The organism is Chryseobacterium sp. CBSDS_008, assembly GCF_049959325.1.
Lineage (GTDB): Bacteria > Bacteroidota > Bacteroidia > Flavobacteriales > Weeksellaceae > Chryseobacterium.
In genome coordinates, this window is record NZ_CP188202.1 from 2,142,992 (window position 1) to 2,156,105 (window position 13,114).

Below are 13,114 nucleotides of genomic sequence, written 5' to 3' on the forward strand. Positions count from 1 at the left end.
ATTATATCGTTTTTAATAAGACAAACCGTAATGGACTTTTATTACATCACTTTTACTGTTTTTCAATATCTTCGCTTTTTAAAATCAGAACATGAAAAAAGGGCTTATAGCATTTTCTATATATATTACTCAGATCATTTCCGCACAGAATTATTCTCAATATGTCAATCCGTTTATAGGAACCGGAGGTCACGGCCACACTTTTCCGGGGGCAATCGTCCCTTTCGGAATGGTACAGCTTTCTCCCGATACGAGAGTTGACGGCAGCTGGGACGGATGCAGCGGATATCATTATTCAGATTCCGTGATCTATGGTTTTTCTCATACTCACCTCAACGGAACGGGAGTTTCAGATTACGGAGATATCATGCTGATGCCCACTATGGGAAATCCAAGTCTGAGCAGCAAAGAGTATTCTTCAAAATTTTCGCATAAAAATGAAAAAGCCGCAGCAGGATTCTATGCTGTCAGATTAGACAAAAATAATATCGGAGTGCGCCTTACCACAACAAAAAGAGTCGGTTATCATGAATATACCTTCAACAATGCGGGTAATGCCAATATCATTTTGGATCTCAACCACAGAGACAAGCTTCTGGAAGGTGAAGTAAAGATTATTGATGATAAAACCATTGAGGTTTTCAGAAGAAGTGAGGCCTGGGCGACCAACCAATATATTTATGCCAGAATTGAGTTTTCAAAACCGATGAAAATTTCAAAAAAAGAGGTTAACGGCAAACAGGAAAACAATCTTTTTACCGGAACAAAGCTTGCAGTGGCTTTTTCAGCTAATGTTAAAAAAGGAGAAAAGATCGGTGTAAAAGTTTCCATTTCTCCAACCGGATATGAAGGAGCTGAAAAAAATATGCTGGCAGAAGGGCAAGCAAAAGATTTTGAAACTGTAAGAAAACAGGCAGAAATTGATTGGGACAAAGAGCTTTCAAAAATTGAAGTAAAATCCGGGGATAAAAACAAATTAGCCGTTTTTTACACCGCTCTTTATCACGTTTTCACACAACCGAACATCAATATGGATGTTGACGGAAAATACAGAGGCAGGGACAATAAGCTGTATACCGCCAATGGTTTTGATTATTATACTGTATTCTCACTTTGGGATACCTTCAGAGGAGCTCATCCGCTGATGACTTTAATTGACAGAAAAAGAACCGCCGATTTTATCAATACCTTCATCAAACAATACGAGCAGGGAGGAAAACTTCCGGTATGGGAACTGGCTTCCAATGAAACAGAATGTATGATCGGTTACCACTCCGTTTCTGTAATTGCAGATGCTATGGCCAAAGGAATTCAGGGGTTTGATTATGAAAAGGCATTTCAGGCTGCCAAAGCTTCTGCCATGCAGGATATTTTCGGATTAAATGCTTACAAACAGAATAATTATATCAGCATTGATGACGAGCATGAAAGTGTTTCCAAAACCGTAGAATATGCTTATGACGACTGGTGTATTGCTCAAATGGCCAAAGTTTTAGGCAAAAAAGAAGAGTATCAGTATTTCATGAAGCGTTCTCAGAACTGGAAAAACCTGTACAATCCTAAAACCGGTTTTATGCAGCCAAGAAAAAATGGAAACTGGTATGAGCCATTTGATCCGAGAGAAGTCAATAACAATTATACGGAAGGAAATTCCTGGCATTATTCATATTCTGTACAGCAGGACATTCCAGGATTAATTGCTGCTCACGGAGGGAAAGAAAAATTTGAACAGTTCATTGATGCCATTTTTACTGCTCCCGATAAAACAACAGGAAGAGAACAGGTAGATATCACAGGATTAATGGGACAATATGCTCAGGGAAATGAGCCGAGCCACCACATTGCTTATCTGTATAATTTCGTAGATAAGCCAGAAAAAACAGATGCAAAAATTAAATACATCCTTGATAATTTCTATAAAAATACGCCTGACGGGCTGATCGGAAATGAAGACTGCGGCCAGATGAGTGCCTGGTATATTCTAAGCTCTATGGGAATTTATTCTGTAACCCCTGGACTGCCGGAATGGCAAACTACCACGCCTTATTTTGATGAAATTAAAATTCATCTTGAAGACGGAACCACAAAAACAATTACAAAAACTACAGGCAGAGCAGAACTCAAAAAATTAGGCTTCGAAAATGTGAAACCGGCTAAAGATTTTAAATCTACAGAACAGACAGCTTCACCCGTAATTGCTGCCGACAGAATCTTTGATTTTTCTACCAAAGTTGAGATCACCCCATTGAATCCGAATGACAAAGTATATTATATGACCATGGATGAGAATGACAGCAACAAAAGGAAAACATTCTCTACTTATAAAGGACCTTTCTCCATCATCAAAACTACTCAGGTAATGGCTTACGCCGAAAGAAACGGCGAAAAAAGCTCTGTGACAACCGCTAATTTCAACAGAAGACCCAATTATTGGGATATTACTATTCTGTCAAAAGTGACTCCACAGTATAGCGCTACCGGAAATCTTGCTCTTATTGACGGAATCAGAGGGGATGTTAACTGGAGAAAAGGAGAATGGCATGGCTATCAGGGACAAAATTTTGAAGCAATTATTGATCTCAAATCACCACAGCAAATCACCACCCTTTCTTCCACCTACCTCCAGGACAGCAGGGCATGGATTATGATGCCTAAAAAAGTGGAATATTACGCTTCCATGAACGGAAAAGATTTTGTTCTTCTGAAAACCATTGATAATGACATTGATCCTAAAGATGAGAAGGTACAGATCAAGGATTTTTCAGTTAAAACCCTTCCTACTGAAGCCCGATACGTCAAAGTAAAAGCTTATTACTTTGGAAAGCTTCCGGAATGGCACCAGGGAGCAGGAGGTGACGCTTACATTTTTATTGATGAGATTTCTGCGAAGTAAGGAAGATGGGAGAAGGAAGATGGAAGTTACTATTTGACCGATTACTTCTTAAAGCCGGCTTGTAAAAATTATAGATTTAAAAAAATAATAAAACAGACTGATATTAATCCATAAACTTTTAGAAACTTCCATCTTCCAGCATCCGGCTTCCTACAAAAAAATCGCCTTCGTAAAAATTCGAAGGCGTTTTTTTAATTCATTCTTTCAGACCATTGTAAAGCTTCCGGAAGTTCCGTATCAGAAAACTCGATGTGGATGACTCTTCTTTTCTTTCCGTTGGTGGTTCGGTTGGAACCGTGAAGCGTTAACGGTTTCATCAGCATAATTCCGCCTTTTTCTACGTTGCAGATTTCTTCCGTTTCTATAGTCCAGTCGATGGTTTCCGGTCTGTAAATGCCTTTTGTGTGAGATCTTGGAATTATTTTCAGTGCACCGTTATTTTCATCAGTGTCATCCAGATGAATTCTGATGGTATAGATGTTTTCCAAAATATTCAACGGAGGCTGTACTGCAAACTGATTCTGCTTGGTTGTCCATGGACCAAAATCAGGCAGACCCAGCTTTTTATCCACAGAAATAGTAAGATCCTGATGATAGGCTACATACCAGTTGGAGGTTTCAGGCTTATCAAAATAAATACTTTTAACCACAAAGTATTTCTCTCCGAAGATCTCCTTCACCACCTGCCGGATGTTTTCATTAAATACCAAATCCTTAATTTCCGGGACTTCTTTTAAAAACTGCCGTATAGCAAACAGATCTTCAGACTTCCGGAAGTTCTCTTTTGAAGTATCTATATTTTGCAGAACAAGGTTTATATCTTCAAGCTCTTTCTGTGAGAACACGTTATTGATAACAGCAAAGCCATATTCAAGGATATGGCTTTTATAATTTTCTAAGTTATTTAAACTCATTCAGATTTAAATTTTGTCTAATGGTTCAGTAAGCTGTCCTTCCCATTTTGAAACTGCTGTAGTGGCCAGCGTATTTCCAAGGACGTTGGTCATACTTCTACCCATATCGCAGAAATGGTCAATTGGTAAAATCAAAGCGATACCTTCCGGTGGAATTCCGAACATTGAGCAGGTAGCTACAATAATAACCAGAGAAGCTCTCGGAACCCCTGCGATTCCTTTTGATGTCAGCATCAATACCAAAAGCATTGTGATCTGTTGTCCCAAGGTCATTTCAATTCCGTAGATCTGTGCAATAAAGATGGAAGCAAAGGTCATATACATCATACTTCCATCCAGGTTGAATGAATATCCTAAAGGCAAGATAAAAGATACTACCCTGCTGTTACACCCGAATTTCTCTAATTCTTCAACCAGTTTCGGGAATACGGCTTCCGAGCTCGTGGTAGAAAAAGCGATCAGTAATGGCTCTTTAATTCTTTTTAAAAGGTCAAAAAGTCGGTTTCCTAAGATAAAATATCCCACCAATAACAGGACCAGCCAGAGAACTCCTATAGCAAAGAAGAAGTCTCTCAGATAAATAGCATATACTTTAAAGATTTCAAAACCATTGGTTGCCACTACGGCTGCAATAGCTCCCAATACTCCAAGCGGAGCAAACCACATGATATACCCTACCATTTTAAGAATCGCATGAGCAATGATATCAAACAGCTTCACTACAGGTTTTGAATATTCTTCTCCTAAATTAGCCAGTGCAACGCCGAACATCACTGCAAATACAACAATCTGCAATACTTCGTTGGTGGCGAAGGCCTCAAATAAACTTTTAGGAATCATATGCTTTACAAAGTCTTCCATGGAAAAACTTTTACTGTTTTTAAGAAGCTCATCAGCAGTAGCTACATCCTGGATAGGTAATTTTGTGACATGCCCCGGCTCAAGCCAGTTAACAAGGATTAACCCGATGAAAAGGGAAATCAGAGAAGCTGAAACAAACCACAGCATCGCTTTTGTACCTACTCTTCCGATCATTTTGATATCGCTCATTTTAGCTATCCCCACTACCAATGTTGTAAAAACCAAAGGTGCAATAATCATCTGTACCAACCTGATAAAAACCGTTCCCAACAGTTTTATATTCTTGGAAAAAGGTTCCGCACTTTCTGGATAATTCACGTGTACAATACCTCCGATTCCTACTCCCAGAAGAAGTGCAATGATAATTGCTATAAAAAGTTTATTCTGTCCTTTCATATATATAGTTCAATTTGCGCAAATATAATGGTTTTTCAATTGGCAGAAGATTTTCTTCAATAGAGATGATTTTTACATTAATTTTTTAATCTCTGAAAATTAAAATCCTGGTTTAGAAAATATTGTAAAAAAATTTAAAAACATTTATTGAATTTTTATTCCTTTGGTACAAATTTTATTATTACATTTGAGTGTATAACAACATTAATAAATATACAATATGAAAAAAACTATTGCAATGGCTGCATTAGCTGTAGCTGTATCTTTCGGTGCTATTTCTTGTAAGAAGAAAGTTTCTGATGCCGATCTTCAGACTCAGGCTACAACTATAGTAACTTCTAATCCCAATGCTTCTGTTGAAGTAAAAGATGGTGTAGCTCACTTAAGCGGTACTTTCGCAGATCAACAGTCTAAAGATGCGATGATTGCACAATTAAAAGCAATCAGCGGAGTAAAAGACGTAATGGATATGTCTACTATAGCAGCTGCTCCTGCACCTGCAGCCCCTGTTGAAACAACATCTGCTGTAGATCCTGCTGTTCAGAAAAAAGTTCAGGATGCGGTGAAGGATTTCCCATCTGTAAAAGTAGAAGTTGTAAACGGACAGCTTACGCTTACAGGAAATGTTTCCAGCTTACAGGCAAGAAAAATCAAAGAATCTGTAGATGCTTTGAAAATCGGAAAGTATAATAACAACCTAATCGTAAAATAATTTAAGATGAGCGAATTACAAGATAAATATTCAAGTGTAGTTTCAGCGGCACAGTCTGCGGGGATCTCAAATCTTCAGGTTCAGGAGCAGGATGGTATTCTTTATGTTTCCGGAAATGCTTCTAATACTGCGGCTAAAGATGCTATATGGAATGCTCTGGGAGCTATTGATTCTACTTATTCTGCGTCAGATATCAATATTGATGTACAGGTTGCAGGTCTTACTTCGGGAGCTTCTTTAACGGTTGCCACTGAAGAATCTAATCTTAACATCAGACAGGAACCTTCCACTGAAGCTGCCGTTGTAGGCAAAGCTGCAAAAGGTTCTTCTGTAACACTGATTGAGCAGACTTCTGATGACTGGTGGAAAGTGAAAAATGCTGACGGCCAGGAAGGATATGCTTATTCAAGATATTTAAGAGCATAAATTTTATTAAAAAATAATAAAATTTCACAAAAAAAGCATAGAAACATCCCAATTTTGGGATGTTTTTATATTTTTACGGCTCTGAAAAAAAACTAATGAAGAAAACTCTGCTGCTATTGACTTTGATGTTCACAGTCATTACTCTGCACGCCCAAAAACTACACATTGACGGAAAAATATCCGATTCTGAAAAGAAAGCGATAGAAAATGCCACCGTTTATCTTTTGAAAGAAAAAGATTCTTCGATTATCAACTATACGGCAACCAATAAAGAAGGTAAATTTTCTCTGAAAATTGATGACATGAAAGAACCTTCCATCCTTAAGATTGACGCTGATAAATTATCTTCTTATTCGAAAAAATTTGAGAAAATAGATCAGTCATTATCTCTGGGAGATATTCAGCTTGAGAAACAGAGCATTGTGAATAATATTGATGAGGTAAAAATTACGGTTTCTCCGGTAAAAATCAAAAAAGACACTATTGAATTTAATGCAGCCGCTATCAAAGTGCGTCCTGACAGTAAAATTGAGGAACTTCTGAAGCAGATCCCCGGCGTGGAAATCAGCAATGAAGGAAAAATTACAGTTAACGGGAAAGATGTAGATCAAATCATGATCAACGGAAAACCTTTCTTTGATAAAGACGGTAAAATTGCTCTTCAGAATTTACCCGCAGATATTATCAAGAATATTCAGTTTACCACCACCAAAACAAAAGAGGAAGAGCTCAGCGGAAAAGCAGCTAAATCTCAGAATACCACCATCAACTTTACTATTGATGAAAAGAAAAATAAAGGTTTACTGACCAGAATTACCGTTGGCTATGGATCAGACAAACGGTATGAAGCAAGCGGACTGGCGAGTTATTTTAAAGGTGATACGAAAATAAGTCTGTTAGCTTCTTCCAATAACATCAATTCACAGGGATTTTCCAGAGATGAGGTTTTTGACAGTATGGGGAACGGACGAAATGCCTGGATGATGCAGGGGGGGACTTTCTCAACAGTAGGAAACGTGACTTACTTTAACCAGGGAGGTGGCACGAAAGGAATTCAAAGGTCTACAACAATTGGGTTAAACTACAGTGACAAGCTGGGAAAAGATGCCGATCTGGATTCCTTCAGTCTGATGCATTCTGATTCCAATACGGAAACAAGATCCAAAGTTTCAAAATCTACCCTTCTCCCCAAATACACCCTTCAGACCAATTCTGAAAGTAATGGAGAAAATGAATCCAAACAATACAGCTTTGATACTTCGGCTAAAATTAAACTGGATTCTATGACGAGTATCTACCTTTCTCCAAGATTTACTAAAAACAGCAGCTTTAGTTTCAATAACTCAAGATCCTCTTCTTTAAGGAATGACAGTCTTCTGAATAAAAGTAATGCTTATTCAAGTAATGACTCGGAAAGCAATTCATTTAATCCTTATCTCTATTTTTCAAGAAAGTTCAAGAAAAAAGGCCGTTCGATTTCAGCCAATATGAACAGCTCCATTTCAGAATCTAAAAGGGATAACCTGAACCAGTCTCAAAACACATTCTATCAAACTAATGAAACAACAACAGACAACAGGGACCAATTAGCCCGGAATAAAAATCAGAACAGCAGTTTTAATTTCACTGCCGGATATACAGAACCTGTTTCCGATTCTTCAAGTGTAAGTTTTGAACTAAAATATGGAACCAGATCTGTCAGAGATTTAAGAAATGTAAACGATTTTGATCATACGACCGGAGATTACACTAAATTCAATCAGCTGTTATCCAACAATATGAAGCAGAGAATCAATCAGATCTCTCCTGAGTTCACCTACCAGCTCAATAAAAAGAAACTGAATTTCTGGGCTTCCATGAATCTTGACATCTCAGACATGAAAGTAAGCTCTATCTATAACGGACAGCAATATGATTTACAGAAAAATTTTGTACTGCCCCAATATAATGTCAATCTTAACTATCAGCTGGGAGAAGGAAAATACTTGAGTTTTTACAACTACTCCAATTTCACCATTCCCACCGCAGAACAGCTTACTCCCTATAAAGATGAATCAAACCCTTTGATTACCTATCAGGGAAACCCTGATTTGAAAAATACCTGGATCAATAATCTTTATCTGTATTTCAATAATTATAATAAAGTAAAAGACCTCAGTTACTATTTCAATATTGGTTTTACGTACAGAAATAATGACATCATCAATTTTTCTACCTATGATAATGCAGGGAAACAGGTGATCACTTATGATAACATAAGCGGAAATAAAAGCATCAATGCCGGCGGAGGTTTCAGTAAAATATTAAAATGGAAGAATAATAAACTTACTATTAACCCAACATTCACCATGAATTATGCTTACAACAATGGTTTTATTGACGGACAGGCTTTTACCAGCAACTCATATAGTCTGAACCCAGGTCTAAATCTCACTTATGAAATCAAGGATAAAATGACGATTAAGCCCTCTTACAGACTTGGATACAGGTTTTCAAATTATACCAATTACAATGTAACAAATGTAAATACAGCCAATCAATCCTTAAAACTGGAACTGACCAATTATATGCTGCAGGGCAGATTTGTATTTGGAAACGATTTTGAATACAATACCAATTCCAATATTGCTCCGGGCTTTAAAAAGGATTTTTACTTCTGGAATACCAGCTTTGGATATTCATTCTATAAAAAGCAGTTTACGGCAAAGGTGAAGATCTACGACGTTTTAAATCAAAATCAAAGCGTGAGAAGAACCATCACCGATTCTTATTTCGAAGACCGTGAAGACCTGATCCTGAAACGATACATCATGTTCTCCATCAGCATGAAACTGAATAAGTTCGCAGGAAAAAAGATGCAATAAATCAACACCATACTTTTATATATATATTTTTGATAATGGCCGGATCTTTCCGGCTATTTCTATGAATAACCTGAAGTTCAACCCTGAACTCCATTACCACTGGACGTAACATTCCCCTCCTTTGGAGGGGTGTCGAAAATTCAAAGAATTTTTGACGGGGTGGTTTTTTACAACAACCTTTTAAACAAGATGTATCAATAAACCTATTTTTATTTTTAAATTAGCCGTAAATTTTTTTTATGAAAATCCATATTTCAGTATTATGTATTCTTTTTTTCATTCTTGGAAAAGCTCAGAAAACGGAACCGAAAGGTACTTTCGTTAAAGACAATTTCACCAAGAAAGAATTTTATATTCCCATGCGTGATGGAGTGAAGCTTTTCACAGCGGTATATATCCCGAAAGATATATCCAACAAAAACAAATATCCGTTTCTGATGCAGAGAACCTGCTACAGCGTTGCACCTTACGGAGAAAATGAATATAAAACAAAGATAGGTCCCAACACTTATCTTATGAAAGACAAATATATTTTCGTCTATCAGGATGTACGCGGAAGATATATGAGTGAAGGTACTTTTACCAATATGACGCCGCAGGTGGAGCGTAAAACAAAAAAAGATGTTGATGAAAGTACAGATACCTATGATACTATTGAATGGCTGTTGAAAAATGTCAAAGACAACAATGGTAAAGTAGGTCAGTTCGGAACATCATATCCTGGATTCTACACCGCTGTAGGAACCTTATCGCAGCATCCGGCTTTGGTGGCTTCTTCACCTCAGGCCCCTATTTCTGATTTCTGGAATGATGACTTCCTTCACAACGGAAGATTTATGCTGGCCTATTTCAGAACATTTCCCGTTTTCGGGGTTCAGAAAACAAAACCGGAAGATAAAGCCTGGTATATGGATTCTTTCATCAAACAAACTTCCGAAGATGGATTAAAGTTTTACAGAGATCTTGGTACACTGAAAGATGGCTACGAAAAATATTATAAGAATAATTTCTTCATGACAGAAATTATGAATCATCCCAACTATGATGAATTCTGGCAAAAAAGAGGTCTTCTTCCTCACCTGAAGAACATCAGCCATGCTGTAATGACTGTCGGCGGATGGTTTGATGCAGAAGACCTTTCCGGACCCTTGAATATTTATAAAACCATCGAAAAAACAAGCCCGAAAGCCAAAAATACAATTGTAATGGGGCCATTCTCTCATGGTGGCTGGTCCCAGGAGCAGGGAAAACATTTCCACAGTGAAACCTATTTTGGGGACAGTATTGCAACCTATTATCAGAAAAATATTGAAACAAAATTCTTCAACCACTATCTGAAAGGCAACACCAAAGAAGACGCAGGACTTCCTGAAGCGCTAATGTATGATACAGGCGCTAAAGAATGGAAAGAATTTGCTTCTTATCCCCCTAAAAACGCTCAGAAAGTGAATTTCTATTTAGCAGATAAAACCTTAAAAAAAGCATCAGGACAAGGATATTCTGAATATTACAGTGATCCAAACAATCCTGTTTTAAGTTCTGATCATTTGAAAGATTTTAATGGTTTCACCCCGAAAAATTATATGTCGGAAGACCAGAGGTTTGCGGTGGGAAGACCTGATGTATTAACGTTCACAACGGATGTACTGACTGATGATATTACGTTTGCCGGAGAAATCATGGCCAAACTGAATATTGCTTCCACTTCCACCGATGCTGATTTTGCCGTTAAACTAATTGATGTTTATCCGGAAGATTTCAAGCCCGCAGAAAAGAAAGATGGCGTTATCTATGGCAACTATCACCAGATGGTAAGAAGTGATATTATGCCTGCAAGATTCAGAAATACGAGAGAAAAGGGAGAAGCTTTAGTTCCTAACCAGAAAACAGCCGTTAATTTCAGACTTCAGGATGTAGTTCATACCTTTAAAAAAGGACATAAAATCCAGATCCAGATCAGCAGTACGTGGTTCCCGCTTTTCGCTGTCAATCCGCAGAAATTCATGGATAATCCGAATTTTGCCAATAAAGAAGATTATACCAAAGCATTTATTAAAATATATGATGACAGCTCTATTGAAGCTGAAGTTTTAAAATAAATTGAAAAAGCTGTTCGTTTGAACAGCTTTTTTTGTTTTTGAGAACTTGAAGTTTATTTTAGGTTTTGGCTAAAGCCGAATGAATTGGTTCTTTTATTCAAGTGGGCTAAAGTCCACTTCTATTGATGGAGATGATCAGGTTAAAAAGAAAATTCACCTCCCACTGATCACACAGATTTTCACAGATGACAGGAGTGAAGACTGTATGAATGGCTTAATATTCTAGATTTCTCTATTCTTCAATGGTTCTGAAGGTCAGGTTTACCCTTGGAGTTTTCACTTTTGTAGTGGGAGGAAGCCTGTGAAGCCAGTTGTCCTGAGTGGTTCCTTTCATAACCAACAGACTGCCGTTTTCCAGGAATATTTCGACCTTTTCTTTGGTAGTTTTATGTTTAAATAAAAATTTTCTTTCCGCTCCAAAGGTCAGGGAAGCAATTGCTCCGTGTTTTTTCAGATCCGTTTCACCATCACTGTGGTAAGCCATGCCTTCGCTTCCGTCGTGATATAAATTGAGCAGACATGAATTATAGGTTTCGCCTGAAACTTCTTCACATTTTTTCTTGAGTTCCAATAATTCCGGAGTCCAGAATTTGGCATATTTTGTTCTTTTCGAATAGGTGTATTCAAAAGCTTTTTCTCCAAACCAGGCGACTTTCCTTTTGGTTAAAATAAGCTTTCCAAAAATTAGTGCTTCATCATTCTCCCATGGAATCTGGTTGAGCAGATAGTCATAGTAAAAATCTGATTTTTCTTTGGAGAAAACCTTGCCGTAATAATGAACGGTTCCGTCGTGAGGAAGGATATTGAGTGGATAATCGGATATTTCTTCGAAGAGACTCATCATAGTTTTTTTAATTAAATGCTTTTATATTTAAACACAAATAACACCAATGTTTTTCACAAATGACACGAATTTTTATATCAATAGGAACGGACTTTAGTCCGTTTATTAAATAATTCAACAATCCATTGGCTTTAGCCAAACTTAAGTTTAACGGATAATTTTAATCTGATCTTTTATAAAATCTTCTGTGTCTTTTGTGGTAAAAAGGTTATGAATAAATACGCGAGCCTTCCCAGCCTACTATCAGCTGCTTCCTGTCACTTCCCCAGCGGTAATCGCCGAGATGTCCGGTAGACTGAATAACACGGTGGCAAGGGATAAGAAATGCCACAGGATTACTTCCAATAGCCGTCCCAACAGCTCTGGATGCTTTAGGGTTTCCAATTTTTTCCGCCAGGCTGCCATAAGTTGACAATTTCCCCATCGGAATGGTCAACAGACTTTCCCATACTTTCAGCTGAAAATCGGTTCCTTTTAAGTGTAATTTTATCGTATTGAGTTTTGTCCAGTCTTTATCGAATATGGATAGTGCATTCTTTTGAAGAGCATCCTGTTTTTCAATAAAAGAAGCATTGGGAAACTTCTGTTTCAGCTCCCCGAATGCTTTTTCTTTATCGTCTTCAAAAGCCATATAGCAGATTCCTTTTTCTGTGGAAGCTACCTGTATATTTCCGAACGGGCTTTCGGAAAAACTGTAATAAATACTGAGGCTTTTTCCACCGTTTTTATATTCTGCCGGAGACATCCCTTCTATCTTTACAAACAGATCATGAAGCCTGCTCGTACTGGAAAGTCCTGTCTCATAAGCGGTATCAAACAAACTTGCTTTTTCTTCTTTCAATAAATTTTTAGCATGTTCAAGACTGATGAACTGTAAAAATTTTTTCGGACTTGTTCCTGCCCAATCTGTAAATATCTTCTGAAAATGGGCCGGACTCAAGTGAATATTCTCTGCCACTTCCTCCAAACTTGGCTGAAGCCTGAAATTGCTCCGGATATACGCTATCGCTTTAGCAATCCTGTTATAATCTATCTGACTTTGTGTGGACATAGTATTGTTATTTTACCTCACAAATTTCCAAAGAATATACGGCAGAAAAAATCC

General features: G+C 37.5%; 9 protein-coding genes. 5 read left to right on the plus strand and 4 right to left on the minus strand.

The genetic code is table 11. The annotated features are described in order from the left end of the window. Nucleotides 1-91: 91 nt before the first annotated feature. On the plus strand, nt 92-2,893 hold the full coding sequence (locus ACP3T3_RS09580) for a GH92 family glycosyl hydrolase (RefSeq protein WP_426479656.1): 2,802 nt from the start codon (nt 92-94) through the stop codon (nt 2,891-2,893). A 191-nt stretch (nt 2,894-3,084) separates the two neighbouring features. Here the strand turns inward: ACP3T3_RS09580 and ACP3T3_RS09585 are convergent, their stop codons facing one another. Beyond that, complete coding sequence (locus ACP3T3_RS09585; protein ID WP_426479657.1) at nt 3,085-3,807, minus strand: phytanoyl-CoA dioxygenase family protein; 723 nt, start codon at nt 3,805-3,807, stop codon at nt 3,085-3,087. 6 nt (nt 3,808-3,813) lie between these two features. Beyond that, a complete protein-coding gene (locus tag ACP3T3_RS09590) occupies nt 3,814-5,064 on the minus strand; it encodes a dicarboxylate/amino acid:cation symporter (RefSeq protein WP_426479658.1) in 1,251 nt (416 codons plus the stop codon). Nucleotides 5,065-5,284: 220 nt separating this feature from the next. Between ACP3T3_RS09590 and ACP3T3_RS09595 the strand changes: the two genes are divergently transcribed. The 4 genes from ACP3T3_RS09595 (at nt 5,285) to ACP3T3_RS09610 (ending at nt 11,165) form a co-directional block, all read left to right on the plus strand. After that, nucleotides 5,285-5,776, plus strand: a complete 492-nt coding sequence (locus tag ACP3T3_RS09595; RefSeq protein WP_426479659.1) for a BON domain-containing protein — start codon at nt 5,285-5,287, stop codon at nt 5,774-5,776. Between the two features lie 6 nt (nt 5,777-5,782). Then, nucleotides 5,783-6,202, plus strand: a complete 420-nt coding sequence (locus ACP3T3_RS09600; RefSeq protein WP_426479660.1) for an SH3 domain-containing protein — start codon at nt 5,783-5,785, stop codon at nt 6,200-6,202. 95 nt (nt 6,203-6,297) lie between these two features. Then, a complete protein-coding gene (locus tag ACP3T3_RS09605) occupies nt 6,298-9,066 on the plus strand; it encodes an outer membrane beta-barrel protein (protein ID WP_426479661.1) in 2,769 nt (922 codons plus the stop codon). 239 nt (nt 9,067-9,305) lie between these two features. Further along, on the plus strand, nt 9,306-11,165 hold the full coding sequence (locus tag ACP3T3_RS09610; RefSeq protein ID WP_426479662.1) for a CocE/NonD family hydrolase: 1,860 nt from the start codon (nt 9,306-9,308) through the stop codon (nt 11,163-11,165). A gap of 232 nt (nt 11,166-11,397) precedes the next feature. Here the strand turns inward: ACP3T3_RS09610 and ACP3T3_RS09615 are convergent, their stop codons facing one another. Beyond that, a complete protein-coding gene (locus tag ACP3T3_RS09615; RefSeq protein WP_426479960.1) occupies nt 11,398-12,006 on the minus strand; it encodes an alpha-ketoglutarate-dependent dioxygenase AlkB family protein in 609 nt (202 codons plus the stop codon). A 211-nt stretch (nt 12,007-12,217) separates the two neighbouring features. Then, nucleotides 12,218-13,060 carry a bifunctional helix-turn-helix domain-containing protein/methylated-DNA--[protein]-cysteine S-methyltransferase gene (locus ACP3T3_RS09620; RefSeq protein WP_426479663.1) on the minus strand — a complete coding sequence of 281 codons (843 nt, stop codon included), beginning with the start codon at nt 13,058-13,060 and terminating at the stop codon, nt 12,218-12,220. Between the last annotated feature and the right edge of the window lie 54 nt (nt 13,061-13,114).